The sequence below is a fragment of the Rhodococcus sp. UNC363MFTsu5.1 genome (assembly GCF_000686785.1).
GTDB classification, from domain to species: Bacteria; Actinomycetota; Actinomycetes; order Mycobacteriales; family Mycobacteriaceae; genus Rhodococcus_G; species Rhodococcus_G maanshanensis.
The window spans coordinates 21,609-47,326 of record NZ_JMLO01000018.1; the positions used below are offsets into that span (position 1 = coordinate 21,609).

Here is a 25,718-nt window from a genome sequence, read left to right on the forward strand (position 1 = left end):
GACACGCCCCAGCGTTCACTCGGCGCGGTTCACCGGTAGTCCCGGGACTTGCCCGCCATCCGCAGGTCCATCCGCTGCAGCCGGTCCGCCACCACCGTCACCGCACCCTCCGCGTTCTGCACCTTCCCGCGGACCAGGAGCGCGGGTGCGGTGTGCGCGAGCGTGCGGTACCGGGCCCACAGCCCCACCGAGCAGACCACGTTCACCATCCCCGTCTCGTCCTCGAGGTTGATGAAGGTGACCCCGCCAGCGGTGGCCGGACGCTGACGGTGGGTGACCGCTCCCCCGACCAGCACCCGGTCGCCGTCGGGCACCGCCAGCAACCCCGACGCCGGGGTCACTCCAAGCGCCTCGAGCTGGGGGCGCAGGAACTCGGTGGGATAGGAGTCCGGCGAGACCCCGGTCGCCCACACATCCGCGGCCGCGAGCTCGACGTCGCTCATCCCGGGCAGGGTGGGCGCGACGGTGGAGGCGCCCATCCCCGGCAGCCGGCCCGGCCGCTCCCCCGCGGCCGCCCCCGCCGCCCACAGCGCCTGCCTGCGCGACCCGGCGAAACAGCCGAGCGCGCCCGCGGTGGCCAGCGACTCCGCCTGCGGGGTGGTCAGCTCCACCCGACCGGTCAGGTCGAGCAGGGAGGTGTAGGGCCCGCCCTCACACCTGGCCGCCACGATCTTCTCCGCCAGTGCCGAACCGATGTGCCGCACCTCCCCGAGACCCAGCCGGACCTCCAGTCCGTCGCCCTCGAGAGTGGCGTGCGCCAGGCTGGCGTTCACGTCCGGCCCGTGCACCAGGACCCCGTGCCTGCGGGCGTCGGCGACCAGCGACTGCGGGGAGTAGAACCCCATCGGCTGGGCCCGCAGCAGGCCGGCGCAGAAGGCCGCCGGGTGGTGCAGCTTGAACCACGCCGAGTAGAACACCAGCGCGGCGAAACTCTGCGAATGACTTTCCGGGAAACCGAAATTCGCGAAGGCGTACAGCTTCTCGAAGATCCGGTCCGCCACCTCACCCGTGACGCCGTGCAGATCGCGCATCCCGTCGTAGAACCGGCCACGCAGCCGTTCCATCCGCTCGGGCGACCTCTTGGACCCCATCGCCCTGCGCAGCTGGTCGGCCTCGGCCGCCGTGAACCCGGCCACGTCGACCGCCATCTGCATCAGCTGTTCCTGGAACAGCGGCACCCCAAGGGTCCGCTCGAGGGCCTTCTCCAGCGACGGGTGATCGTAGGTGACGGGCTCGATCCCGTTGCGGCGCCGGATGTACGGGTGCACCGAACCGCCCTGGATGGGCCCGGGCCGGATCAGCGCCACCTCCACCACCAGGTCGTAGAAGTTGCGCGGCTTCAGTCGCGGCAGGGTGGCCATCTGGGCGCGGGATTCCACCTGGAACACCCCGACCGAATCGGCGCGCTGCAGCATCTCGTAGACCGCGCCCTCGGACAGGTCCAGCCTGGCCAGGTCCACCTCGAGTCCCTTGTGCTCGGCGACCAGGTCGATCATATAGTGCAGCGCGGAGAGCATGCCGAGCCCGAGCATGTCGAACTTGACCAGCCCCACCGCCGCGCAGTCGTCCTTGTCCCACTGCAGAACGCTCCGGTTCTCCATCCGCGCCCATTCCACCGGGCACACGTCGGCGATCGGACGATCGCAGATCACCATGCCGCCGGAGTGGATGCCGAGATGCCTGGGCAGGCCCTCGATCTGGCCCGCGAGCTCCAGCACCGCGGGCGGGATATCGGTATCTGCTTCCTTCGAGACCCCGGTCCATCGGCTGACCTGCTTGCTCCACGCATCCTGTTGGCCCTGCGAGAAGCCGAGCGCCCGAGCCATGTCCCGCACCGCCATCTTGCCGCGGTAGGTGATGACGTTCGCGACCTGCGCCGCATACGCGCGGCCGTAGCGGTTGTAGACGTACTGGATCGCCTCCTCGCGGCGATCCGATTCGATGTCGACGTCGATGTCGGGCGGGCCGTCCCGTTCGGGCGAGAGGAACCGTTCGAACAGCAGCTTGTTCCCCACCGGGTCGACGTTGGTGATGCCGATCGCGTAGCAGACGGCCGAGTTCGCCGCCGATCCCCTGCCCTGACAGAGGATGTCGTTGCGGTGGCAGAAGGACACGATGTCGTGCACGACGAGGAAGTATCCCGGAAACCCCAGCTGGGCGACGATCGTCAGCTCGTGCTCGATCTGCCGGTAGGCGTCGGGCCGCTGCTCGGGGGTGCCGTAGCGCCGCCTGGCGCCCGCCATCGTCAGTTCCCGCAGCCAGCTGTCCTCGTCGTGGCCCGCGGGCACCTCGAACGGCGGTAGCTCGGGCGCGATCAGCCGCAGGTCGAAGGCGCACTCGCGGCCCAGCTCGGCCGCGCCCGGCACCGCGGTGGGATGCGCGGCGAACAGCCGGGCCATCTCCGCGCCGGACCGCAGGTGCGCGCCGCCGGTCGGCCCCAGCCAGCCGGCCGCCTCGTCCAGACTCTGCCTTGCCCGGACCGCCGCCATCGCCATGGCAAGGCGTCGGCGTGGCGGACCGGCGAAATGTGCTGCGGTGGAGGCGATGACGGGCACTCCCGCGGCCGCGGCGAGCGCGGCCAACGCGCCGTTGCGTTCGTCGTCCTCGGCCACGCCGTGGTGGGTGAGCTCGACGGTGACCCGGTCCCTGCCGAACCTCTCGATCAGTCCGCGCAACTCCGCCTCCGCGGCCGAGACGCCCCCGGAGTCGAGCGCCATGCGCACGTGCCCCTTGCGGCAGCCGGTGAGGATCTGCCAGTGCCCACCAGCCGCCTCGGTCAGCGCGTCCAGGTCGTAGCGCGGCTTGCCCTTCTCCCCTCCCGCCAGGTGTGCCGCCGCGAGCTGCCGCGACAGCCGCCGGTAGCCCTCCCGCCCGCGCGCCAACACCAGCAGGTGGGTGCCGCCCGGGTCCGGCGTCCCCGTCCGCGAACCCGGCGACTCCGCATCGTGTGACGGCAGGGACAGTTCGGCGCCGAAGACGGTGCGCATGTTCAGCTCCTTGGCCGCCTCCGCGAAGCGCACCACCCCGTAGAGCCCGTCGTGGTCGGTCAGCGCGATCGCCTCGAGCCCGAGCCGGACCGCTTCCTCCACCAGTTCCTCGGGCGGGCTCGCGCCGTCGAGAAAGCTGAAGGCCGAGTGCGCGTGCAGTTCCGCATAGGGCACGGTCGGCGTCTCGTCCCTGGAGATCGGGCCCGCGCGGTACTCGCCGCGTTTGCGGGACCAGGCCGGGCTGTCGCTGCCGTCGCCGGGGTACATCGCCTCCGGCGGGTTCCGTCCCGGCCTGCCGGAGAGCACCCGCTCCATCTCCGACCACGTCGGTGGCCCGTTTCCCCAGCCCATCGCGTTCACCTTCCCTGCGCATCCGGCCGTCGGGGATCCGGCGGCGGAGCTCGAGCGGGGAAGTCGCATCGAACGTGTGTTCTATTATGAACCGGGCTGTGCGCGGGAGTCAACAGACCCCACCCGGGCGCCCACCCCGGCAGTGCGGCACCCGAGCGGCAGGCGTCGCGAATCAGGTTGCCGCGGAAGACCTCTCCAGGCCGTCGAGGATCAGGTCGAGACCGAACTCGAACTCGTTGCCGAATTCGTAGCCGGGCTGCAGCACGTGCTCGACGGCCAACTCGGTGAGGTGCGGATACTCGTCGGCCGGCATTCCCGCCAGGATGGCCTGAGCCAGGTCCTCGGTCTCCTGCGGACCCTCGAAGGGAAGCGCGGCCTCCTGCAGCGCGAAGCCATAGATGTAGCTGTCGAGGACGGCGAATGCGTGCGCGGCCATCGGAACCGAGAAGCCTCCCGCCCGAAGACTCCCGAGGACGGCATCATGGTGTCGCAGCGTCGCCGGGCCCGGACTGGTCCTGGAATCCAGGAGCCCGATCGCCCATCGATGACGCGACAACACCTCGCGGGCCGAGATCGCCCGCAGTCGCATTGCCTGCCGCCAGCCGGATGCGCCCGGGTCGAGCACGATCTCGCCGAAGACGTGGTCGACCATCCCGTCGAGAAGGTCGTCCTTGTTGGCCACGTGGTTGTAGAGGGACATCGCCTCGACCGCGAGCGCCTCGCCGAGCTTGCGCATGCTCAGCGACGCGATCCCGTGCTCGTCGGCATAGGCGACGGCGGCCAGGAGCACCTCGTCCCGACTCAGCCGGCCGCGCGGACCCCGCGCAGACCTCGGCGGTGCCATGCCTCCCCCTCTCGTCTTGACGCACTTACCCTGTAAGCGTAGAACTACTTACACCGTAAGTCTCACGTCCCACCACCGAGGAAGACGTCATGACGACAACCCCGACAGACCACCACCGCCAGGGCACCGACGCAGCGAGCAGAACCACCGCCCGCACGGTCGGCGCGCTGTTCCTCTTCTCCACCGCAGCGTTCCTGGTCGGGGACGCCCTGATCCAGGAGTACTTCTCCACCGAGACCGGCAGGACCGGCAGCCTGGTCGCGGGTGTACTGCTCCAGACCGTCTGCGGCCTCGCCGTGGTCGGCATCGGCCTCGCATTGCGGCGAACCCTTGGCCGATACAGCAGGACCCTCGCCGATGCCTACCTGGTCACCCGGTGCCTCGAGTGCGCGGCGATCGGAGCCGTCGGCATCTACCTCCTCACCACGAAGTCGCAGTTCGAGCAGTACGAGTTGCTCATCTACCTCTTCTCCGGCATCGCCGGACTGATCCTGTCGTTCGTTCTGCTCCAGACCGGACTCGTCCCGTCCTGGCTCGCCTGGCTCGGCCTCGTCGGCTACGGCGTATTGCTCCTCGCCATCCCGGCGGGCCTGCTCGACATCGCCACGCTCGACTCCGACCCCGGGATGCTGATGTACGTCCCCGGCGGCCTGTTCGAGCTGATCCTGCCGATCCTGCTTATCGCCAAGGGATTCCGCCCCTTCTCGGTGCGGGTGGCCGGGCCGGGCCGCGAGCGCATGCCCGCCACCTCGGTGGACGTGTGAGCGGCGTCAGCGCCGCCGTCCCGCTCGAGGGCGCGGCGGCAACACGGGGCCCGGTCGTGGCGCCGCTTTTGCTGGTGGGGCCCGGCGCGCCGGCACTCGCCGGCCTCGAGGTGGGATGTGACATCACCGCACGTCGACAGCTGGCGCTCCCAGAACTTGCAGAGGGCCCGGCCCCCATCGGGGGCCGGGCCTTCTGTGTGTTCGGGTCAGTGGCTGTTGCCGTTGTTGAAGTGGTAGTCGGCGCTGCCGTTGCCGCCCTGGTTGCCGTTCGCGCCGGGGCCGCGGCCGTCGGTGCCGGGCTCGACGTGGTTGGTCTTGGTGTGCACGATGTCGTAGTAGACGCTCGTGTCGGCCGCGTTCGGGAAGATGCGGTACGTGAAGACGTTCTTGTCGAGCTGGGTGATCGGGACGACACGCTGGAAGAGAACCTGGCCGGCGTCGTTCTTCGCGTTGATCCAGCGCTCGGAGCCGTCGGGGGTGACGGTCCAGTCGCCGTGCAGCTTGGGGCTGTCGTCGAGGTTGTACATCGTGTACGTGCCGTCTGCCTTGAAGTAGGCCCAGCCCACGAAGTTCGAGACGGCCGGGTTGTCGAGGGCGACGCGGTTGCCGTCCTGGTCGATCGCGCTGGTGGTCTTCCACGGGGTCGAGGCGAGCACGTCCGAGGGGGTCTGCGCGACGTGGGATGAGCCGACGTACGCCGGTGCGGCGGGTGCGGCGGCAGCGGCGGCAGCGGCGGTGGTCGGGGCGATCGCGAGCGCGGCGAGCACGGCGGTCGAGGCGGCGACAGCGGTACGGCGGGAGATCAGCGAGATGATGTTCATGTCCCCCACGCTACGAATCAGGCCCAGGGGGCCACATCATCCGATTGGCTATTTGCTCGGGCACCGAACAGATGATCCGGAGCAGGACACTTGGACGCGAAGCGAGCTACGCAGACAGCGACACGAGCGAACGGCGACTGGATCCGCACCGATCCGAGATTCACCGACGGCACGCTACGACCCGTCGGTTCGAACACGACGCCGCTCCGCAATACAAGTCGGAAGCAGTTCCGACGCCTCACACGATGAGCACCGCGGCGCCGGTCACCCGACCCTCCTTCAGGTCCGACAGCGCCCGGTCGGCCTCGTCGAGCGAGTACCCCATCGCGCTGACCAACAGCCGGTGCGTCCCCGCGAACTCCAGGAACTCGCGGGCGTCCGCGCGGGTGTTGGCCGTGACAGATCGCAGCGTCCGCTCCTGGAACAGGTGCCGCTGATAGTTCAGGGGCGGGATGTCGGAGAGGTGGATGCCCGCGACGGCCAGCGTGCCGCCCCGATCAAGGGCGGCCAGCGCGGTCGGGACCAGCTCGCCGACCGGGGCGAACAGGATCGCCGAGTCCAGCGGCACCGGCGGCGGGTCCGCGGCGCCGGATGCAGAGGAGGCGCCGAGCTCGAGCGCCAGCTCCCTTGCCCGCTCCCCCCTCGTCATGACGTGGACCTCGGCGCCGCGCGCCAACGCGACCTGCGCCGCCAGGTGGGCGCTGCCACCGAAACCGTAGATGCCGAGGCGCCCGCCCTCCGGAACCTCCGCGCACGTCAGCGCCCGGTAGCCGATGATCCCGGCACACAGCAGCGGCGCCAGCTCCTCGTCCAGATAGCCGTCGGGCAGCCGGTGTGCGAATGCCGAGGGAACGGTGGCGAACTCCGCATACCCACCGTCGACGTCCCATCCCGTGTACCGCGAGTGCGGACAGAGGTTCTCCCGACCGCGGCGGCAGTACCGGCACTCGCCGCAGGTCTGCCGGAGCCATCCGATCCCGACCCGGTCGCCGAGACCGAAATCCGAGCCGGCCTCGTCGCCCCACCCGACCACCTCGCCGACCACCTCGTGGCCGGGCACCACGTGGCCGCGGTGCACGGGCAGATCGCCCTCGACCACGTGCAGGTCGGTGCGGCAGACCCCGCACACGCGCACCCGCACCAGCAGCTCCGATGGACCCGGTTCCGGCACCGGCAGCTCCGCGAGCTCCACCGGCTCGCCGCGCATCGGCCCCGGCTCGCGGACCCGCCATCCCGACATGACATCCGGAATGCCCATGGGTCCACTCTCCGCGTTTCGACGGCCGGGCACCAGGGGCAGCCCCGCGCGGGCCATCGGTAGAGTCGTGGCGCATCCGACCCCCCGATCCGAGAGAGTCATACATGACGCGCTGGGCCAAATTCGTCGTCTCCCGGAAATGGTGGGTCCTGATTCTGACGGTGCTCGCCGTCCTCATCAGCGGACTCTGGGGACTCGGGGTCTTCAGCAAGCTCAGCCAGGGCGGCTATATCGACCCGAACAGCGAAGCGGCACAGGTCAGCTCGCTGGTCAACGAGAAGTTCGGCCCACAGTCACCGGACATCGTCGCGATCTACACCGCGCCGGAGGGCAAGACCCTCGCGGACATCGGCCCCGAGGTCGAACAGAACCTGGCGGCGTTCCGCGAGCAGGTGCCCACCCTCGCCACCGCCTCGTACTGGTCCGTCGACCCGAACACCGCGAAGCTGATGACCTCGAACGACGGCACCAAGGCCCTCGCGACGATCTCGATCGACTGGGACGCGGGCGCGCATTTCACCGAGCTGGACAAAATGACCGCGGCGCTCACCCCACCCGGGATCGACACCGAGTTCGCTGGCGGCACCGTCGTCGGATACTCCTTCAACGTCCACCTGCAGCAGGACCTGGTGCGCGCGGAGGCCATCGCGCTGCCCATCACCCTTCTGCTCCTTGTGGTCGTCTTCGGCACCGTCACGGCCGCGGCCGTCCCGGTGTTCGTCGGAATGCTCGCGGTGCTCAGCGCGCTGGCGATCCTGCGACTGCTCACCACCGTCACCGAGGTCAGTTCGTTCTCGATCAACGTCGCCTCCCTGCTCGGGCTCGGCCTTGCCATCGACTACGGCCTGTTCATCGTCAGCCGCTTCCGGGAAGAGCTGGCCTCTGGCACCGAACCCGGTGCCGCCGTGCGCCGCACCGTCGACACGGCCGGACGCACCGTGATGTTCTCCGGACTGCTCTTGGTCTGTGCCTTCGCGGGCATGCTGGTGTTCCCGCAGGCGGTCATCCGTTCGCTCGGTTTCGGGGCGATCGCCGCGGTGACCGGGGCCGCGGTGCTCTCCCTCACCGCGGTGCCCGCGCTGCTCGCGGTCCTCGGCCACCGGATCAACTCGCTCGCCTGGCGGCGCGGAACCGTCGAACGCGGCGAGGAGCGGGCCCGCAAGTTCTGGGGCGGCGTGGTCACCAAGGTGATGCGCAGGCCTGCCACGGTGGCGGTGACCATCACCGCGGGCCTGCTGCTGCTGGCCGCGCCGTTGTTCGGCGCGAGCCTCGGCGAGGTCACCTACACCGCGCTGCCGCCGAACGACCCGGCCCGCACCGCGGCGGACACGCTGTCCACCGAGTTCCCCACCACCGGTGAGGCCGCGACGGTGATGGTGCGCGGCGAGAACGGGGCGCCACCCACCACCGCCCAGCTCAGCGAGGTCGGTGCGCAGGTGCGGGCCGTCGACGGCGTCGCCGCGGCGCGGATGGTCGCGGCGTCGGACGATTTCGCGATCCTGTCCGCGACCTACGCCGAGGGGGCGACCCCCGGCCAGGTGGTCCGCGATGTGCGGGCCATCCCGGCCCCGGCAGGCGTCGACGTGCTGGTCGGCGGTGGCGCCGCCCTCGTCGACGACGGCAACGACGCGGTCACCGCGAAGCTGCCCCTGATGCTCGCGATCATGGTCGGCTCGACCCTCGTGCTGCTGTTCCTCGCGTTCGGGTCGGTGGTCCTGCCGATCAAGGCGGTGGCGATGGCCGGGCTGAGCATGGCCGCCACGTTCGGCGTGCTGACCTGGATCTTCCAGGACGGCAACGGCGCCGACCTGCTCGACGTGACCCCGGCTCCGCTGGAGGCGACCTTCGTGGTCCTGATCCTCGCGGTCGTGTTCGGCCTGTCCACCGACTACGAGGTGTTCCTCATGTCGAGGATGGTCGAGGCGAGGGCGAACGGGGCGAGCACCGAGGAGGCCGTGCGGTTCGGCGCCGAGCGGACCGGCCGGATCGTGACCACGGCCGCGGCGCTGCTGATCATCGTGACCGGTGCCTTCACCATCTCCGGGCTGTCGATCATGCGGTTCCTCGGCGTCGGCATGATCCTGGCGCTGATCATCGACGCCACCGTGGTCCGGATGCTGCTGGTCCCGTCGCTGGTCAAGCTGATGGGCGAGGCGAACTGGTGGGCGCCCGCGTGGATGCGCAAGGTGCACGAGAAGGTCGGCATCGGGCACTGAGGTCTCCGCCCTCCCCGCGGCTCCCGTGCGGAACGACGCGGATCGTCAGCTCGCGCAGTCGAGCTGACGGTCCGCGTCGTGGCTAGGCAGCCGCCGCGCCCGCACCCAGAATCGACCATCCCGCAGCTGTTCGGTGAGGAACTGGTCACCATCCTGCCGCTGCTGGCGATCATGTACCTGTGCTATTCGCGGTTCGATTTCAAATGCCGAACCCCGTCAGCTGGCGGGATCGTAATGAAACGCGCGCACCTCCTGCGCGCACCGGCAGGCAGCCGCGAGCTTCGCAGCCCATTCCAGTGCCGCCTCGCGGGAGGGCAACTCCAGTACCGCGTAGCCGCCTTCGAGCTGCGTCGTCTGCGGGTACGTGCCCTCGGTCACCGCGCCATCCCCATCGACCAGGACAGGCGGAACGCTCTCGTCGATTCCGCCGCCGAACACCCAGACGCCTGCGTCTTTCGCCTCCTCGACCACCGCGTGCGACGCATCCGAAGCCGCCTGCAGCTCCTCGTCGGAAAGGACCATGGCGCCACTGGGGAACGAGATCAGGTACTTCGTCATCGCGTCGACTCCTTCTTCCCGTTTCGCCGATGGGACCCATCCTCGCCGACGCGGGCGCGCCACGCACGAGACTCGCGCCGTCCTGGCCTTCCGCACATTCTTACTTCGGAGTAAGTTAACTGTCGTAGCCCTACGCAGGAGGAAAGCTGATGTCGACCTACATCGTGACCGGCGGGACCGGGTTCCTCGGCCGCAACGTGCTCGCACTGCTGCTGCGCCGCGACCCCGACGCCCAGGTGCACGTGCTGGTGCGACCGGCCTCGGCGGCCCGGCTCCGACAGCTGGCCGCCGGCTGGGAGGGCGGCGACCGGGTGCACCCGCTGCTCGGCGACCTCACCGAACCCGGACTCGGCCTCGACGCCGCCCCGCCCGCCGCCGACCATCTCCTGCACCTCGGCGCGATCTACGACATGACCGCGGGCGACGAGCAGGCGAGCACCAACGTCGAGGGCACCAGGTCGGTCATCGAGCTCGCCAAGCGGACCGGCGCCACCCTGCACCACGTCTCCTCGATCGCGGTCGCGGGCGACCACAAGGGCACCTTCACCGAGGACGACTTCGATCTCGGACAGGGCTTCCCCACCGCCTATCACCGGACCAAGTTCGAGGCCGAGAAGCTCGTCCGCGAGACCGCGGGACTGACCTGGCGCGTGTACCGCCCCGCCGCGGTCGTCGGGGATTCGACCACCGGCGAGATGGACAAGATCGACGGCCCGTACTACCTGTTCCCGGCCATCGCCGGGCTCGCCAAGCTGCCCTCCCGACTCCCGGTGGCCGTGCCCAGCCTCGGCGCCACCAACCTGGTCCCCGTCGACTTCGTGGCCAAGGCCATCGTCGCGCTGATGCTGATGCCCGGCCGGGACGGAGAGGTGTTCCACCTGGTCAATCCCGAACCTCAGCCGATGCGCGAGGTGTACGCGGCCCTGGCCAAGGCTTCTGGCGCCCCGCACCCGGTGGCCGACCTGCCCGGCGTCGTCGCCGCCCCGGTGATGCGACCGCCGTTGCGCAGCGTCGAGGCGGCCAGGAACGTGGTGCTGGGCAGGCTCGGTATCCCGCCGGTCATCCTCGACCACCTCACCCTGCCGACCACCTTCGACGCAGGCAAGACCGAGGAGGCGCTGCGCGGTACCGGGATCACCGTGCCGCCCTTCGGTTCCTACGCAGGCGTTCTCTGGTCCTACTGGGCACGCAACCTCGACCCGGCCCGCAACCGCCGGTCCGGTCCCCTTGCCGGGCGGCACGTGATGATCACCGGCGGGTCCTCGGGGATCGGGCGCGCCTCGGCCCGCGCCGTCGCCGCCAAGGGCGCGACCGTGCTGCTGCTGGCCCGCGGCGCGGATGAGCTCGAGGCCACCGTCGCCGAGATCAGGGCCGATGGCGGAGCCGCGTTCGGATATCCCTGCGACATCACCGACGGGGAATCGGTCGAGCAGACCGTCAAGTCCATCCTCGACGAGCACGACCACGTCGACATGCTGGTCAACAACGCCGGCCGATCGATCCGCCGCAGCGTGTTCGCCTCGACCGACCGGCTGCACGACTACGAACGCACCATGGCCGTCAACTACTTCGGCGCGGTCCGACTGGTCCTAGCGCTGCTCCCCCAGATGCGCGAGCGCGGCTTCGGGCATGTCGTGAACATCTCCAGCGCCGCCGTGCAGAGCCACACGCCCCGGTTCTCCGCCTACGTCGCCAGCAAGGCGGCCCTCGACGGGTTCACCGACACCATTGCCTCCGAGACACTCTCGGCAGGCATCACATTCACCACCATCCACATGCCGCTCGTCGAGACCCCCATGATCACGCCGTCGGGGAAGGCAAACATCGGCAAGGTGATCAGCCCGGAGAAGGCCGCCGCGATGGTGGTTCGCGGGCTGGTCGAGCGCCCCAAGCGGATCGACGACCCGCTCGGCACCCTCGGCGAGTACGGGCAGCTGTTCGCGCCGGGCGTCAAGGACCGGGTGCTGCACCGGATGTACCGGGCGTTCCCGGACTCCCCCGCCGCCAAGGGCGTGACCGCGAACGGCGGCGCCGTCACCGCCACACCACCCGCGGCGGCACCCGCGGCGAAACCGAGGCACTCCACCGTCGCGAAGGTGGGACGACGCATCGCCCGCGTGGTGCCCGGCACCCACTGGTGACGCGCGGCGGGTCGGGCTAGCGCGGGCGGATCAGCGCCTGCGCCACGATGACCCGGTCGCCGTCGAAGGTGACGGCGGGTGATCCGTGCAGGTCGTATCCGGCGTCGAGGGCGGCGCTGACCCGGAGGCAGAACTCGGCGTCGTCGGGTCCGGTGAGGACGCGGTATCGCGGCAGGTCACTGTTCTCGGACATGCACCCCAGTGTCCCAGGGACCGCGGCGATCACGCGGTAAGCGGCCGGACCGATTCCGCGACCAGCGCGACGACGGCCTTCGACGCGGCGCCACAGCTCGGCGGGCGCGCGGCCAGTTCGGTGCGGGACAGCTCGACCGCCCATGCCCGCCCGTCGCGATGGCGGACCACCGGCAGCGCGCCGGACTCGTCCACCGTGAGGTCCGAGGCACTCGCCGAAACCTGCTCCCGCACCGCGATTTCTGCGACCTGGCCTGCCGACTCCCAGCAGCTGCGGCCGCGCAGACCCTCGAGCTGGACCTCACCACGACCGGCCGCGAGCACCGCCTCGATGCTCTGCCGCGTGCCGAGCCGTCCGTAGGTGTAGCCGGTCGGGAGCAGGATCATCGACGGCGCGAACCGGTGCCCGCCGGTGTGCGAGCACTCCCACACCGAATCCCCGAACCGCGCGGACAGCTCCGCCGCGATCGGCCTGCCGAGCACCGCGCAGCACTGGTCGCGCTTGCCGTGTGCACACACCAGGGTGACCGGGTCGGTCACCGGACGCCCGATCCCCGGCGCGGTGGCCGGCAGCTCGAGGTCGAGGTCCAGCAGGGCAGCGGGATCGGCCACCTCCAGCCGCTCGCACCAGGCACCGGACGGATCCGAGCGCCCGATCAGCACGGTGCGCCTGTCCGGAGGCGCGCTGCTCCGGCCCGGCCTGCGGATCAGCAGCAGCCGCACGCCCGCGGCCTCGGTCCGTCGTTCCAGTTCCGCGGACAGCTCGGGACCGAGCGCCTCACCACCGAGCACGTCGCGACCCCAGGCGCCGGGGTGTTCGAGACACAGCCAGCCGGTGACGTGTGCCGCGGTCCCGGCGAGCGGCTCGTCCGTCGCGGAGAGCGCGGAGCAGGTCGGTGCGGGGGCTGGGGCGGTCACCCGACCATTGTGCCCGCGGCGTCACCCATGGATCTTCCTGCCCTCGGCAGGCGAGCCCTTGTCGGTGGCTCGCGCTAGGTTCGGTGACCATCTGGAATTCAGCCCGTACGAAGTGGAGCGAGCATGGCAGACGAGCGTGCACTGGTGCTGGGCGGCGGCGGGGTCGCCGGAATCGCCTGGGAAACCGGCATCGTCGCGGGTCTCGCGGAAGCCGGGCTCGATGTCACCAACGCCGACCTGCTGGTCGGCACCTCCGCGGGCGCGAATGTCGCCGCCCAGATCGGCAGCGGCCTGTCCATCGGCGAACTGTTCCAGCGCCAGGTCGACCCGGCGTTGCAAAGCCACGAGATCGTGCCCCCTGGCAACCCCATCCCCCTGCTCCTCGAAACCTGGAATGCCATCGCCGAGGAGGCCGAAGGCGACCAGGCCGAGATCACCCGTCGTCTGGCCGCCGCCGCGCTGCGCGCCGACACCATCCCCGAACCCGACCGCCGCGCCGTGATCGAATCCCGTCTCCCCGTCCACGATTGGCCCGATCGCGAACTGCTCGTCCTCGCCGTCGACGGCGCCACCGGCGAGCCCCGCGTCTTCCACCGCGACTCCGGCGTCTCTCTCGTCGACGCGGTGACCGCCAGCTCCGCCGTCCCCCTGATCTGGCCCGCGGTCACCATCGAGGGCGTCCGCTACGTCGACGGCGGCGTCCGCACCTCCACCAATTCCGACTACGCCACCGGTGCCAACCGCATCCTCGTCATCGCCGCCAACCCCGACGTCCACCTCGACGCCGAAGTAGCGGCCCTCACCGCCGACGGGGCCCTGGTCGAGGTCATCCGACCCGACGAGCCCTCACTCACCGCCTTCGGAGCCAACCCCCTCGACACCGCCACCCGCCTCCCCGCCGCCGAATGCGGCCGCGGCCAAGGCAAGTCCGAAGCCGCGCGCATCGCCGCTCTCTGGAGCTGATCCCACCCACACGGCCCAGCCATCCGGCCCTTGGTGATGCTGACCGTCGACACGATCACCCGGCCGTTGTGCCCGCGGCGTCACCCATGGATCTTCTTGCCCTCGGCGAACATCTGCACGAACTTCTCGATCCGGCGGGCGCGGGTCTCCGGCTTCTTCGCCTCCTGCAGGCGGTAGCTGACCGCGAAGCGATTGACCTTGTTCAACGTGCCGAAGAACTCCTCCGCCGCGGGGACCAGGGCCAGCGCGTCCAGGAAGTCCTGCGGCACTGTCGCGGAGGCTTGCCCCTCGTAGGCCCGCTCCCAACGGCCGTCGGCCCTGGCCGCCTCGATCTCCGCCAGACCCGACGGCTGCACCAGCCCCTCGGCGATCAGCCGCTCGGCCTTCTCCCGGTTCCGCTTCGACCACGGGCTGCGCCTGCGTCTGGGGGTGAAACCGCGCAGCGAGAAGTCGTCGTCGCACTTGCGGGCCTGACCGTCGATCCAGCCGAAGCACAGCGCGACCTCGACGGCCTCGTCCCAACTGGGGCTGGTCTGGGCCGACCCCTTCTTCGCGAACTTGAGCCAGATGCCGGGTGAGCTGTCGTGGTGCGCGGCCAGCCAGTCGCGGAAGCTCGCCTGGTCCGGGAAGTGCTCGATGCTGCGTTCGACCGCCATGGTCCAACCGTAGGCGGCGACCACGACAGAGGATTGAACAAACGCGCCGCTACCGGCGACCGGTCGCCATGCCCGCCCACACCCGCACGAAGCCCTGCGACAGGTACGCGAGGGTGCCGAGGCTCAGCACCCACTTGGTGATGCTGACCGTCGACGTCGCGCGCACCACCGGGTCGGTGATGCGGTCGCGGTGGTCGAGCAGGTACAGGTCGACCACGTTCTCCACGTAGTCCGCGGCCGCGGCGACGACCGGGGCCGCGTACAGTGCGCGGCGGGTGGTCGGAGACAACTCGGTGAGCTGGCCCAGCCGCTTGGCCCCCGTGCACAGCGCGACCCCGTAGATGACCGGATGGATCATGTCCGGTCCGAAGTGACTGCGGAACCGGGCCGTCTCCGCCTCGTCCATGCTGTCGAGGACGCCCCGATAGGTCCGCGCGGACAGCGCGGTCTGGGTCTTGAGGAGCTTGGGCCCGGCGGGGCCGAGCAACCGCGCGATGTTGGCCTGCGAGAGCAGATACGCGGCGGACCAGCCGATGAGCTTGCCGTCGAGCGCAGTCAGTGTCATATGCCGATCGTAGGATCGAGGGCGATGACCGAATCGACCCCACCCCACGGCACGCCGGAGGCGGTGTTGCACCCGGACGAGGCCGCCGAGCGGTTCACCGTCGCGCGGCGGCACCCCCGAGAGTCGCTGGCGCCCTTCGTCGAGTACATCTGGATCGTGCACTGGGCCGTCGACGGCGCGCACGAACAGCAGGTGCTCCCGCAGCCGAGGATCCACATGGCCGCCGAGGAGGGTCGGCTGCTCGTGCACGGGGTGAGCCGCGATCCGTTCAGCCGGAAGCTGTTGGGAACCGGGCACGTGATCGGGGTGGCATTCCGGGCGGGCGGGTTCCGACCGTTCCTGCGTTCGAGCGTCGGCGCGCTCGAGGGCACCGTGCTGCCCGCCGGGGACCTCCTCGATCTCGACGACGGCCCGGTCGCGGCCGCGGCGCTCGACACGGTCGATGACGACGAGATGACCGCACTGGTCGAGGACTACCTCGAAGCCGTGCGGCCAGAACCGGATCCGTCCACCGAGAAGGTGTCCGCGCTGTTGGAGCGGATCGAGCACGACCCGGGCATCCACCGGGTCGACGAGGTGGCCGCGATCGCGGGGATGAGCGTGCGCAGCCTGCAACGGATGTTCACCGAGTACGTCGGCATCGGGCCCAAGTGGGTGATCCAGCGACACCGCCTGCTCGACGCCGCCGAGCAGGCGCACAGCGGACACCCCGTGGTGTGGGCGGAGCTGGCCGACCGGCTCGGCTACAGCGACCAGGCGCACCTGATCCGCGCGTTCACCGCGGCGGTCGGGACACCGCCTGCCACCTACGCGCGGCAGACCGGGAGCTGGCGACCCCGCGGGTAGCCTCGGTTCGGGGTCGGGGCCGACGAGGGGGCTGCGGAGTGTTGCGGTGGTGGGCGACGTTCTGGGACAAACCGCCGGGATGGTCGCTGTTGGCCACCACCGCGCTGGTGTGCGGGGCGGCGTTGTGGGCGTTCACCTTTCCCACGCCCAACAGCTGGATCCTGATCCTGTTCTGCCTCTGGCCGACGGTGTTGATCGCGGTCTGCTGGACCGTCAAGGCCACCACCTTTCTCATACGCCGCAACGCCTGGTCCAACTGGATCCTTGCGGTGCCGCTCATCGCGTCGACCACCGCCGCGCTGGTGGTGGTCGACGCACCGCTGCAGGCACGCTGGCAGCTCTCGCAGTCGGACTTCGCGGCGGCGGTCGCAGACATCCGGTCCGGCTCCGCCCCGGCCGACGTCGACCGCCGGATCGGCGGTTACGACGTCCGGGGCGTCCGCAGGCACGGGGACAACGTCTATTTCGTCGTCACCGACAGCGGGTTCCTCGACGACGACGGTGTGGCCTACCTGCCGGACGGAGAGCCCGCCACGCCCGACCCGGTGGGCGAGGGCGTGCAGGTCTGGCACCAGCGCGGGCCCTGGTACTCGTTCAGCGCGGGGTGGTGACGCGGCAGCCGACGATCAGTCCTCGAGGAACGCCGTCACGGCGGCCTCGAACTGATTCGGCCGGTCGCGGTGCACGCTGTGGCCGACCTTGATCGTGATGGCCTCGCACCGCGGGATGGCGGCCGTGGCCGCCGCCAGCCGGTCCGGGTCGACCATCCCACCCGGGCCGCCGCTGATCACGAGGGTCGGGGCGGTGATGTCGGACAGGTTCTGCCACCACACCGGGTTCGGTTCGCGGAACTGGGCCAGCGCGCTGCGTGTCATCGACCGGTCGAACGCGAGCACCGCGCGCGGGTGTCGGATCACCCCGGTCACGGCGTGCCAGAGTTCGACCGGCGTCGGCAATCTGCTGCTCAACCGCCCCAGCGTCTCGCCGGTCCGGAGCGGCAGCGGCGCCTCCTCCAGGACCAGGCGCCGCACCAGGTCCGGGCGTGCCTGCGCGACCAGCGAGGCCGTGTGCCCGCCGAGCGAGTGCCCGACCAGGTCCACGCGTTCGAGCAGGAGGTGGTCGCACAGATGCAGGAGGTCGGCACCGAACTGGGCGAACAGATACGACGGCGCGTGCGCGCTGCGGCCGTGGCCACGCAGGTCGAGGGCGATCACCCGGCGCCCCCTGCCGACCATGGTCCTGGCGAACCGGTCCCAGGTGTGGCTGTCGCCGCCCATGCCGTGCACCAGGATCACCGGAACCGGATCGTCGCCACCGGAATCACGAAAGGAGAGCTCGACATCGTCGGCTGTCGTGGCAGTCATCAGCATCACCGTCCGCAACCGCCCTTCGCAGCCTCGGCCATCCCGTCCGCGGCCACGTGGTGAGGTTACTCAGGCCGCTTCGCGAGAACGGCCGAGGGCCGCAGGTCCAGCCGCCGCAGCAGCTGCGCGTTGATCGCGACGACGACCGTCGAGGCCGACATCAACAGCGCCCCGACCTCCATCGGGAGGGTGAACCCCCACGGCGCGAGCACCCCGGCCGCGAGCGGCACCGAGATCAGGTTGTATCCCGCCGCCCAGCTCAGGTTCTGGATCATCTTCCGGTAGGTCGCACGGGAGAGTTCGATCACCGACAGCACCGAGCGGGGGTCGTCGCTGGCGAGCACGACACCCGCGGACGCGATCGCCACGTCGGTGCCGGCACCGATCGCGATCCCCACGTCCGCCTGCGCCAGCGCTGGTGCGTCGTTGACGCCGTCCCCCACCATGGCCACCTTGCGGCCGGCGGACTGCAGGGCCTTGACCTTGGCGCCCTTGTCCTGCGGGAGGACACCGGCGAAAACCTCGTCGATTCCCAGTCGCTGCGCCACGGACTGGGCGACCGCCTCGGCGTCCCCTGTGATCATGGCGACGTGCACACCGCGCTCGTGCAGTGCGTCGATGGCCTGCTTCGATTCGGGACGGATCTCGTCGGCGAGGGCCACCGCCCCGGCGACCGCGCCGTCTCGGATCACGTGCAGCACAGTCGAACCCCGGCCCGACCACTCGTCCGCCGATGTCAGGGCGGCGAGACCGTGGCTCCCGAGCATGCCCGGTCCACCGACGCTGACCTCCGCGCCCGCGACGGTGGCCGTCACCCCAACCCCGTTGCGCGCCTGGAAACCGGTGGCCACCCGTACGGCGAGCCCGCGCTGCTCGGCGGCGGCGACGATGGCCCGGCCGAGGGGGTGCTCGCTGTCGCGCTCGACGGCGGCGGCCAGCTCGACGACCTGGTCCTCGGTGTACCCGGGCGCCGCCGCGACTGAGACGACGGCGGGCTCCCCCTTGGTGAGGGTGCCGGTCTTGTCGAACAACACGGCGTCGACCGTGCGCATCGACTCGAGGGCCCTGCGGTCGGTGATGAGCACACCGGCGCGGGCCGCCCGCTCGGTGGCGATGGAGACGACAAGCGGGATCGCGAGGCCGAGCGCGTGCGGGCAGGCGATGACGAGAACGGTGATGGTGCGGGTGACCGCGGATTCGGGGGCACCGAGGATCAGCCACACGGCAGCGGTGATGACCGCAGCGCCGAGCGCGAACCAGAACAGCCAGCCCGCGGCTCGGTCCGCCAGCACCTGGGCCCGCGACGACGAACTCTGCGCCTCGCTCACCAGCCGTTGGATGCCTGCGAGCGCGGTGTCGTCCCCGACCGCGGTGATCTGCACGCGCAGAGCCGAATCGGTGGTGACGGTGCCCGCGACGACCCGGTCGCCCACCGCGCGGCGGACCGTCGCCGACTCGCCGGTGATCATCGACTCGTCCACGTCGGCCGCGCCGGAGACGACCGTGCCGTCTGCCGGGATCCGGCCGCCCGGCCGGACGATGACGAGATCGCCTGTCGTCAGCTCGGAGGTCGGCACGGTGACCGGCTCGTCGCCGTCGAGCCGCTCCGCCTCGTCCGGCAGCAGGGCGGCGAGGGATTCGAGCGCGCTCGACGCCTGTCCGAGCGAGCGCATCTCGATCCAGTGCCCGAGCAACATGATCACGATGAGAAGCGCGAGCTCCCACCAGAAGTCCAACTCGTGGTTGAGGATTCCGAGGCTCGCGCCCCAGGACGCGATGAACGCCACGGTGATGGCCAGCGCGATCAGCAGCATCATCCCGGGCTGGCGGGCCTTGATCTCGGCGACAGCGCCGGTGAGGAAGGGTCTGCCGCCCCAGACGTACATCACCGTGCCGAGAACCGGTGAGATCCAGGTGACGAGTCCGCTGTGCGGCAACGTGTACCCGATCAGGTCGGCGAACATCGCGTTGGCGAGCACCACGGGAACGGCGATCGCGAGCATGATCCAGAACAGTCGCCGGAACTGTCCGACGTGATCAGCGTGGCCCGCGTGATCCCCCTGGCCGCCATGGCCTTCGTGTCCCGCATGAGCTTCGTGGGCTTCATGGCCGCCTCGGTCCGGCTGCCTGCCGTGATCGTGCGCACCGTGGCCGGCATGATCCTCGACCACCGCGGGGTCGTGCCCCGGCTGTCCGTCGGGCGCGCGATGACCGGCATGAGTTCCGCGATCCGAAGTCATGACACGAACGATATACCCATAGGGGGTATCCAGCAAGGTGGTGCGCGCCATCCGGACCTCACTCGTACACGCCCTCCACGGTCCAGACCCCCTCGGCGCAGATCAGCAGCAATGCCCTCGGCTCATCCAGCAGCACCTGCGCCCTGGCCGCCCGCTGGGCCACCGCGGGATCCCACCAACGCTCGTCCACCGGCCACGGTCCCGCCCAGCCCAGCAGCTCCCACTCCCGCCTGCCCCAGCGCAGCCGGACCGGAGCCACACTGAATGCACCGCGCTCGGTGACCAGCACGGCCGCGCCGCCCGCCCCCTCCAACGCCACCCGCGGCCGGCCCGACAGCACGGCCGAGGGTGACGGTTCGGGCAGCCGCCCCGGCCAGGGCGCGGAGGGGTCCGCGGCCGGTCGCAGCTCATCCCCCAGCGGCAGGAGGGTGACCCGCTCGAACGGCCCCCTGCCGCCGCTGAGCACCCCCACCTGGACCGCGTCACCCCCGAGCAGACCCTGCACGCGCACCAGCGCCCGCCTGGCGCGCTCGTCCTCGGCACCGACCCCGCCCCACAATCCCAGTTGCAGTGCACCCGCCGCGACCACCTCCACCGGCTCCAGGCGCAGCACCTCGATGCCTGCCGTCGGCCGCGACTCGCTGCGCCCGGTGAGCCAGCCGTCCAGCTGCCAGCGCACCCGGTCCGCCGTGCCCTCGGGGGTGAGCGGTTCCGCGCACCGCCAGGTCCGCGAAAGATGTTCCCCGTTACCGGTGCTCGCGTGCACCAGCAGCCTGGTGCACGCGACCGCCGCGGCGGACAGCTTGGCGTGCAGCCGCTCGGCCAACGCCCGCCCCGCGAACGCCGCCGCATCCACCCGCTCGATCGGTGGATCACAGCGCTGTTCGACGTCCAGGTCCGGTGGCAGCCGCCGTGCCGACGGCGGACGCTCCGGCTCCCCGCGCGCGCTGCGGTGCGCCAGCACCGCATCGGAACCGAACCGGGACGCCACCGCCACCGGGGTCAACGCCGCGAAGTCGCCGATGGTCCGCAGCCCCAACCGATGCAACAGGTCGACCAGGTCCGCGCGCCCCTTCGCCGCCAGGCTCGGCTCGGCTGCCAGCTCGGCCACCGGGATCGGGGCGAGGAACTCGGCACCCGCTCCCGGTGGGACCAGGGCCGCCCTTCGGGCGGCGATCACCGCGGTGGACAGCTCGTCCGCGATCCCCACCTGACACTCCACCCCCGCCGCCGAGGCCTCGTCGATCAGCCGCTCGGCGGCGGCGGGCTCAGAGCCGAAATAGCGGCTGACCCCGCGCGCGGCGAGCACCAGCAACCCCGGCCGCAGCACCTCCACGCCGGGCGCCACCGCGTCGATCGCCGTGGCGACCGGCTCGAACAGCCGGGCGTCCCGACCCACGTCGACCGCGAACACGTGCAGCCCAGGGCAGCGCCCCTGCGCCTCCCTCTTGCGCAATCCCCTGCGTACCCCCTCCGACCGCGCCGTCGCCGAGCAGGCCACGACACGATTGCCCAGCGTCACCGCGACGGGTTCCGTCGGGGGCAGGTCCGCCGCAGCCGCGGCCGCGATCGCGGGCCAGTCGGGACACCACAGCGCCAGCACCCGCGCGGGATCACCGGCGGTCACAGCGACACCGCTTCCGGGAACACCCCTGGCTGCCGCACCGTTTCCGCCGTCCACTCCACCCGGCCGTGAACCGGCCGCAGGTCGAGCCGGGTGGTGCGGGGCTGGAACGCCCGACCCCTCGCGCTGACCGCAAGCCGGAGCGCGCGCAGCCGCCCGCGCCCCAGTTCGGCACCCTGACCCATCCCGTCGTAGCCGCACACCCTGGCCTCGAGCCGGATCTCGGCGCCGTCCCAGCGCCCGTCCGTCACCACCAGGGTCGAGCCCTTGCTCCGCGCCCGCGCCACAACGGCGCGCGCCCGAGAGGGCGGCACCGCGAGCCCGCCGAGACCCAGCACCACCAGGTCGAGCCCGTCGAGCAGGACGGCAGCGACCTCGACCGGGTCCGGACCCGGGTCCGGGATCAGCGCGAGCCTGCCGAGCTCGGCCCCCATCTCCGCGGCGGCCAGCAGCCCGAGCCGGGGCAGGCCGATCACCGCCGCGTGACCTCCCGCCTCCGTCACCGAGGCGAGCAGGCCGAGCAACAGCGAGCCCGCCCCCGACACGGACACCACCGAACCCCGCGCCAGCCCCCCGCGCGGCAGCAGCGACGCCAGCGCGGGCGGAACGGGGAGTACGCCTGCGGACCCCGCCTGCTGCGGGAGCCCCTCGGTCCCGGACGGCTGCGACACGGGCCTGGTCGCAACCGATTCGCCCCGCGCGGGCACGGCCGCCATCCGGCGCCGGAGCTGCTCGAGCCGCTCCTGTCTCGACAACCCGGCCAGGTCCGGCGACCCTGCGGGCTCCACTGGCTCCGACCGTGCCGAATCGGCCACCTCGGCCATCGCACCAACCACCGACACCACCGTCTCCCACCTTCGCTCCACCGCCGTCACGGCCGGTCGATCAACCACGGGGAAGGACGTGGTATCGAACACGCATTCGAACTCTTCTCAGTAAAGACCCTCCTCCCGACATCCGTCAAGACGGCGGGAAACCGCCAGTTCAGCGTCCGCTCGAGACCCGCAGCCGAGCCCTCCACTAACCTCTCGGGTGTGACGGAGCAAGAACAGTCGAAGCGGATCGTCGGACCGGATTACCTGGTGGCGGGCCGCTACCGACTGCGCTCCAAGCTGGGCAGCGGAGGCATGGGCGCGGTCTGGCTGGCACAGGACACGCTGCTGCACCGCGAGGTCGCCATCAAGCAGGTCACCTCGACGGCCGGACTGACCGAGGAGGCCGCGCAGGAGATCCGGTCGCGTGCCATGCGCGAGGGCCGGATCGCGGCGAAGCTCTCGCACGACCACGCGATCGCCATGTACGACGTCGCGCTCGAGCACGGCGACCCGTGGCTGGTCATGGAGTACCTGCCCTCACGCAGCCTGGCCCAGGCCCTCAACGTCACCGAGACGCTGCCGCCGCTCCAGGTCGCGCAGATCGGGGCACAGGTGGCCGACGCCCTTGTCGACGCGCACGCGGCTGGCATCGTGCACCGCGACATCAAGCCCGGCAACATCCTCATCGCCGACCGAGGTCGCGCGGCGGGCACGGTGAAGGTCAGCGACTTCGGGATCTCCAGGGCGAAGAGCGACACCACCCCCGCCCAGACCGGCGTGATCACCGGCACCCCGGCCTATTTCGCCCCGGAGGTCGCGCGCGGGGGCGATCCCAGCGAGGCCTCGGACGTGTTCTCGCTCGGTGCCACGCTGTACACGGCCACCGAGGGACAGCCGCCGTTCGGGATCGACGAGGACTCCATCGCCCTGTTGCACCGGGTGGCGAGGGCGGAGATCATGCGGCCGGTCAAGAGCGCCGAGATCACCGACGCGCTGCTGCACATGCTCGAACCGGACCCCACCCGCAGGCCCACCATGAGCGAGGCACGCGACCTGCTCGCCTCCCTCGCGGCAGGTACCGGCGGCAACCCCGCCTACGTCCTCGACGCACCGCTGCTGGAGGCCGACGGCACGGTTCCGTTCTGGGCAAGGCGCGGCGCCGCCGGCGGGCAGGTGCGCCGCTCGAACCGGCTGCCCACCAGCACCATCGCCGGCCTGCCCGCGGTGGACCAGAACGTCCCGCTCGGCAATGTCCCCCGCCCGGGTCCCCGGGTGCCAGGGCCGCCGAGCCCGGCCGTGAGCCCGTCGGCCCCTGCACCCTCGCGCCGATCCGTCCCCGCCCCGCCGATGGCGCTCGTGCTGACGCTCATCGCGATCGCCGCCATCGCCATCGTCGTCCTGACCGTCGTCCTGTTCAGCATGTGACCGATCGGCCGACGGCAACGCCCCGATTCAGTCGATCTGACGCCGGTGCGCCCACCGGGTGAGCGCATTCCGGTTGGACTGCTGGGTCTTTCGCAGCACGTTCGAGGCGTGGGTCTCGACCGTCTTCACCGAGATCACCAGGTCCTCGGCAATCTCGCGGTAGGTGTACCCACGGGCGAGCAGCCGCAGCACCTCCAGCTCACGCGGGGTGAGCGAGTCCAGTTCGGGATCGAGCGGCGGCTCGGGGACGGCGGACCTCCCCGTGAAGGAGTCGAGCACGAAGCCCGCCAGCCGGGGTCCGAACACCGCGTCGCCACCGGCCACCCGGCGCACCCCGTCCGCGAGCTCGGTCCCGGATATGGTCTTGGTGACGTAGCCACGCGCGCCCGCCCTGATCACCGCGATGACGTCCTCCGCCGCATCGGACACGCTCAGCGCGAGGCACACCGGGCCGGCCGCGATGCCCCCGAGCACGGCCACACCGCCGCCGTCCGGCATGTGCACGTCCAGGAGCACCACATCGGGGGTCGTGGCGTTGATGCCTGCGATCGCCTCGGCCACCCCGCCCGCCTCACCGACGACCTCGATGTCCGGTTCCGATCCGAGCTCGGCCCGCACCCCGGACCTGAACACGGCATGGTCGTCGACCAGGAATACGCGATACGCGGCGGTGGGGGTGCTCACCTGGGCTGCTCCTCGGGATGGGACTGGGGATCGGACTCGTGCTTGATCTCGGGATGCGGCGTCAGCTGTCGCGACCACTCTAGAACAGCGGCCTCCTCTGCCGTGGGCCCGGCGCCCTCGTCGCTGGGAGGCCCGTCGTGCCCATTGCCGTTGCGGGGCATCTGAATCCGCACCTCTGTGCCGCGCCCCACCGTTGACCGCACCTCCACCACGCCGCCACGACGCTCGATCCTGGCCCTGATCGACTTGGCCAGACCCTGCCGGTCCTCCGGCACCGCGTCCACGTCGAAACCGGTACCGCGGTCGCGCACGAACACATTCACCTCATCGGCCTCCGCCTCGGCGAACAGGTCGACATTCGTCTCACCGGAATGCTTGGCGGCGTTGACCAGTGCCTCACGGGTGGCGCCGAGCAACGCCGTGATGCCCTCCTTCGACAGTCCCGACTCGGCCGGGTCCACGTCGAGCCGGACATCCCCGACCGTGACCGGGCGCACCGTGATGCCGTGCTGGTCCTCGACCTCACCCGCGATGGTCCGCAGCGCCTCCGCCAGGCTGGCGTGCGCGGCTTCCCCTCCGTCGAACAGCCACTTGCGCAGCTCGCGTTCCTGGCCGCGCGCGAGCCGCATGACCTCCTGGGGCCGATCGGCCTGCTTCTGGATCAGTGCCAGTGTCTGCAGCACCGAATCGTGCAGGTGCGAGGCGATCTCCTCGCGCTCCTCGTTCCTGATCCTTGCGGCGCGCTCGTCGGCCAGGTCCCGCCACATCCGCAGCCACAGCGGCACGGTCAGCAGTCCGGCCCCGATCAGCGTCACCACCACGGCCAGCAGCGACGACCTCAGCGAGTCCAGGTCGACCCGCGCGATCACCACAACGCCGAGCCCGATCACGATGAGGGTGGCGCCGCCGAGCACCCGCGCCCACGTCAGCACCGTCGGACGCTGAGGCAGCCCGAGCGCGGAACGCGGTCCGCCTGAATCGAATTCGCGCCACACCAGCGCCGCACCGACGGCAACCACGATCACCGGGACGATCATCGAGGCCGCGCTGCCGCTCAGCAGCCACGTGAGTCCCGCCGAGAGCGCCAGACCGATCACCGCGAGCCCGAAGGCGCGCCGACGCTCGACGGGACTCGGCCGCTCGGTGTCCGAGCCGGGAGGGGTGAAGATCCACAGCAGCCCGTACGCGACGATGCCCGCGCCGGCCAGCGCGGCGAGGAACACGAACGCCACCCGCACCTTGAGGACGTCGATGCCGAGATGATCGGCGATCCCGCCCGCGACACCACCGACCACCCGACCGCCGACACGGCGCTCGAGGCGGGGGTAGGGCGCCTCCCCAGTGGGGAGGGCACGCGGGACCGGCTGCACACCATCGATGGTGGCACGCCGACCGCCCGACGCGCATCAGGGTCCGACCCTGAACCGACCGCGGACACCCCGACCCCGTCCGCGTCGAAAGATCAGGGTTTCTCCCGATATGCACG

Annotated in this window: 22 protein-coding genes; 7 read left to right on the top strand and 15 right to left on the bottom strand. The window is 71.0% G+C overall.

Features of this window, described 5'->3' with window-relative positions; translation table 11 throughout:
- Nucleotides 1-29 precede the first annotated feature (29 nt).
- Nucleotides 30-3,338: an error-prone DNA polymerase gene (locus tag BR31_RS0115505; protein WP_027501753.1), complete on the bottom strand. Its 3,309-nt coding sequence runs from the start codon at nt 3,336-3,338 to the stop codon at nt 30-32.
- A 172-nt stretch (nt 3,339-3,510) separates the two neighbouring features.
- The gene (locus BR31_RS0115510) at nt 3,511-4,182 is read right to left on the bottom strand and encodes a TetR/AcrR family transcriptional regulator C-terminal domain-containing protein (protein WP_027501754.1); all 672 of its coding nucleotides are present in this window, start codon (nt 4,180-4,182) and stop codon (nt 3,511-3,513) included.
- A gap of 89 nt (nt 4,183-4,271) precedes the next feature.
- Here BR31_RS0115510 and BR31_RS0115515 point away from each other — a divergent pair, with 89 nt between their 5' ends.
- Nucleotides 4,272-4,946 carry a DUF4386 domain-containing protein gene (locus BR31_RS0115515; RefSeq protein ID WP_027501755.1) on the top strand — a complete coding sequence of 225 codons (675 nt, stop codon included), beginning with the start codon at nt 4,272-4,274 and terminating at the stop codon, nt 4,944-4,946.
- Nucleotides 4,947-5,152: 206 nt separating this feature from the next.
- Here the strand turns inward: BR31_RS0115515 and BR31_RS28885 are convergent, their stop codons facing one another.
- Nucleotides 5,153-5,767 (bottom strand): DUF4822 domain-containing protein, encoded by a 615-nt coding sequence (locus BR31_RS28885; RefSeq protein ID WP_051637469.1) that lies wholly within the window; start codon nt 5,765-5,767, stop codon nt 5,153-5,155.
- Between the two features lie 238 nt (nt 5,768-6,005).
- Nucleotides 6,006-7,007, bottom strand: a complete 1,002-nt coding sequence (locus BR31_RS0115525; RefSeq protein WP_027501756.1) for a zinc-binding alcohol dehydrogenase family protein — start codon at nt 7,005-7,007, stop codon at nt 6,006-6,008.
- A 122-nt stretch (nt 7,008-7,129) separates the two neighbouring features.
- On the opposite strand from BR31_RS0115525, the gene BR31_RS0115530 reads away from it, so the two are divergent.
- The gene (locus tag BR31_RS0115530; RefSeq protein WP_027501757.1) at nt 7,130-9,241 is read left to right on the top strand and encodes an MMPL family transporter; all 2,112 of its coding nucleotides are present in this window, start codon (nt 7,130-7,132) and stop codon (nt 9,239-9,241) included.
- A gap of 216 nt (nt 9,242-9,457) precedes the next feature.
- On the opposite strand, the gene BR31_RS0115535 is transcribed toward BR31_RS0115530, so the two are convergent.
- Nucleotides 9,458-9,799 (bottom strand): YciI family protein, encoded by a 342-nt coding sequence (locus BR31_RS0115535; RefSeq protein ID WP_027501758.1) that lies wholly within the window; start codon nt 9,797-9,799, stop codon nt 9,458-9,460.
- 149 nt (nt 9,800-9,948) lie between these two features.
- Between BR31_RS0115535 and BR31_RS0115540 the strand changes: the two genes are divergently transcribed.
- A complete protein-coding gene (locus BR31_RS0115540) occupies nt 9,949-11,940 on the top strand; it encodes an SDR family oxidoreductase (RefSeq protein ID WP_027501759.1) in 1,992 nt (663 codons plus the stop codon).
- Between the two features lie 16 nt (nt 11,941-11,956).
- Here the strand turns inward: BR31_RS0115540 and BR31_RS31170 are convergent, their stop codons facing one another.
- Both BR31_RS31170 and BR31_RS0115550 read right to left on the bottom strand, forming a co-directional pair.
- Nucleotides 11,957-12,133, bottom strand: a complete 177-nt coding sequence (locus BR31_RS31170) for a DUF1737 domain-containing protein (protein WP_072749949.1) — start codon at nt 12,131-12,133, stop codon at nt 11,957-11,959.
- Nucleotides 12,134-12,162: 29 nt separating this feature from the next.
- Nucleotides 12,163-13,050 (bottom strand): sucrase ferredoxin, encoded by an 888-nt coding sequence (locus BR31_RS0115550; protein WP_027501760.1) that lies wholly within the window; start codon nt 13,048-13,050, stop codon nt 12,163-12,165.
- A 123-nt stretch (nt 13,051-13,173) separates the two neighbouring features.
- On the opposite strand from BR31_RS0115550, the gene BR31_RS0115555 reads away from it, so the two are divergent.
- The gene (locus BR31_RS0115555; RefSeq protein WP_027501761.1) at nt 13,174-14,013 is read left to right on the top strand and encodes a patatin-like phospholipase family protein; all 840 of its coding nucleotides are present in this window, start codon (nt 13,174-13,176) and stop codon (nt 14,011-14,013) included.
- Nucleotides 14,014-14,093: 80 nt separating this feature from the next.
- Here the strand turns inward: BR31_RS0115555 and BR31_RS0115560 are convergent, their stop codons facing one another.
- Complete coding sequence (locus BR31_RS0115560) at nt 14,094-14,669, bottom strand: YdeI/OmpD-associated family protein (protein ID WP_027501762.1); 576 nt, start codon at nt 14,667-14,669, stop codon at nt 14,094-14,096.
- Between the two features lie 49 nt (nt 14,670-14,718).
- A complete protein-coding gene (locus BR31_RS0115565; RefSeq protein ID WP_027501763.1) occupies nt 14,719-15,234 on the bottom strand; it encodes a hypothetical protein in 516 nt (171 codons plus the stop codon).
- A gap of 24 nt (nt 15,235-15,258) precedes the next feature.
- On the opposite strand from BR31_RS0115565, the gene BR31_RS0115570 reads away from it, so the two are divergent.
- Both BR31_RS0115570 and BR31_RS30650 read left to right on the top strand, forming a co-directional pair.
- A complete protein-coding gene (locus BR31_RS0115570; RefSeq protein WP_027501764.1) occupies nt 15,259-16,080 on the top strand; it encodes an AraC family transcriptional regulator in 822 nt (273 codons plus the stop codon).
- An 89-nt stretch (nt 16,081-16,169) separates the two neighbouring features.
- Nucleotides 16,170-16,691: a hypothetical protein gene (locus BR31_RS30650; RefSeq protein ID WP_156042505.1), complete on the top strand. Its 522-nt coding sequence runs from the start codon at nt 16,170-16,172 to the stop codon at nt 16,689-16,691.
- Nucleotides 16,692-16,706: 15 nt separating this feature from the next.
- Here the strand turns inward: BR31_RS30650 and BR31_RS0115580 are convergent, their stop codons facing one another.
- Genes BR31_RS0115580 through BR31_RS0115595 form a run of 4 tightly spaced genes read right to left on the bottom strand, consistent with a single transcriptional unit; the run spans nt 16,707 to nt 22,132 of the window.
- The gene (locus BR31_RS0115580; RefSeq protein WP_156042506.1) at nt 16,707-17,450 is read right to left on the bottom strand and encodes an alpha/beta fold hydrolase; all 744 of its coding nucleotides are present in this window, start codon (nt 17,448-17,450) and stop codon (nt 16,707-16,709) included.
- 59 nt (nt 17,451-17,509) lie between these two features.
- Nucleotides 17,510-19,684, bottom strand: coding sequence for a copper-translocating P-type ATPase (locus BR31_RS0115585; protein WP_081830510.1), 2,175 nt, complete (start codon nt 19,682-19,684; stop codon nt 17,510-17,512).
- 58 nt (nt 19,685-19,742) lie between these two features.
- Nucleotides 19,743-21,311 (bottom strand): DNA polymerase Y family protein, encoded by a 1,569-nt coding sequence (locus BR31_RS0115590; RefSeq protein WP_027501768.1) that lies wholly within the window; start codon nt 21,309-21,311, stop codon nt 19,743-19,745.
- Complete coding sequence (locus BR31_RS0115595; protein WP_027501769.1) at nt 21,308-22,132, bottom strand: hypothetical protein; 825 nt, start codon at nt 22,130-22,132, stop codon at nt 21,308-21,310. The genes BR31_RS0115590 and BR31_RS0115595 overlap by 4 nt, the downstream gene beginning before the upstream one ends.
- Nucleotides 22,133-22,342: 210 nt before the next feature.
- On the opposite strand from BR31_RS0115595, the gene BR31_RS0115600 reads away from it, so the two are divergent.
- Nucleotides 22,343-23,548, top strand: coding sequence for a serine/threonine-protein kinase (locus tag BR31_RS0115600; protein ID WP_027501770.1), 1,206 nt, complete (start codon nt 22,343-22,345; stop codon nt 23,546-23,548).
- A gap of 27 nt (nt 23,549-23,575) precedes the next feature.
- Here the strand turns inward: BR31_RS0115600 and BR31_RS0115605 are convergent, their stop codons facing one another.
- Both BR31_RS0115605 and BR31_RS28895 read right to left on the bottom strand, forming a co-directional pair.
- On the bottom strand, nt 23,576-24,232 hold the full coding sequence (locus tag BR31_RS0115605; RefSeq protein WP_027501771.1) for a response regulator: 657 nt from the start codon (nt 24,230-24,232) through the stop codon (nt 23,576-23,578).
- Complete coding sequence (locus tag BR31_RS28895) at nt 24,229-25,602, bottom strand: PspC domain-containing protein (RefSeq protein ID WP_051637470.1); 1,374 nt, start codon at nt 25,600-25,602, stop codon at nt 24,229-24,231. Before BR31_RS28895 ends, BR31_RS0115605 begins: the two co-directional genes overlap by 4 nt.
- Nucleotides 25,603-25,718 lie beyond the last annotated feature (116 nt).

Coding starts and splice junctions, on each gene's coding strand:
- BR31_RS0115505 (WP_027501753.1), bottom strand. CDS start 3,338: ATGGGCTGGGGAAACGGGCCACCGACGTGGTCGGAGATGGAGCGGGTG.
- BR31_RS0115510 (WP_027501754.1), bottom strand. CDS start 4,182: ATGGCACCGCCGAGGTCTGCGCGGGGTCCGCGCGGCCGGCTGAGTCGG.
- BR31_RS0115515 (WP_027501755.1), top strand. CDS start 4,272: ATGACGACAACCCCGACAGACCACCACCGCCAGGGCACCGACGCAGCG.
- BR31_RS28885 (WP_051637469.1), bottom strand. CDS start 5,767: ATGAACATCATCTCGCTGATCTCCCGCCGTACCGCTGTCGCCGCCTCG.
- BR31_RS0115525 (WP_027501756.1), bottom strand. CDS start 7,007: ATGTCGGGATGGCGGGTCCGCGAGCCGGGGCCGATGCGCGGCGAGCCG.
- BR31_RS0115530 (WP_027501757.1), top strand. CDS start 7,130: ATGACGCGCTGGGCCAAATTCGTCGTCTCCCGGAAATGGTGGGTCCTG.
- BR31_RS0115535 (WP_027501758.1), bottom strand. CDS start 9,799: ATGACGAAGTACCTGATCTCGTTCCCCAGTGGCGCCATGGTCCTTTCC.
- BR31_RS0115540 (WP_027501759.1), top strand. CDS start 9,949: ATGTCGACCTACATCGTGACCGGCGGGACCGGGTTCCTCGGCCGCAAC.
- BR31_RS31170 (WP_072749949.1), bottom strand. CDS start 12,133: ATGTCCGAGAACAGTGACCTGCCGCGATACCGCGTCCTCACCGGACCC.
- BR31_RS0115555 (WP_027501761.1), top strand. CDS start 13,174: ATGGCAGACGAGCGTGCACTGGTGCTGGGCGGCGGCGGGGTCGCCGGA.
- BR31_RS0115560 (WP_027501762.1), bottom strand. CDS start 14,669: ATGGCGGTCGAACGCAGCATCGAGCACTTCCCGGACCAGGCGAGCTTC.
- BR31_RS0115565 (WP_027501763.1), bottom strand. CDS start 15,234: ATGACACTGACTGCGCTCGACGGCAAGCTCATCGGCTGGTCCGCCGCG.
- BR31_RS0115570 (WP_027501764.1), top strand. CDS start 15,259: ATGACCGAATCGACCCCACCCCACGGCACGCCGGAGGCGGTGTTGCAC.
- BR31_RS0115580 (WP_156042506.1), bottom strand. CDS start 17,450: ATGCTGATGACTGCCACGACAGCCGACGATGTCGAGCTCTCCTTTCGT.
- BR31_RS0115585 (WP_081830510.1), bottom strand. CDS start 19,684: ATGACTTCGGATCGCGGAACTCATGCCGGTCATCGCGCGCCCGACGGA.
- BR31_RS0115595 (WP_027501769.1), bottom strand. CDS start 22,132: ATGGCCGAGGTGGCCGATTCGGCACGGTCGGAGCCAGTGGAGCCCGCA.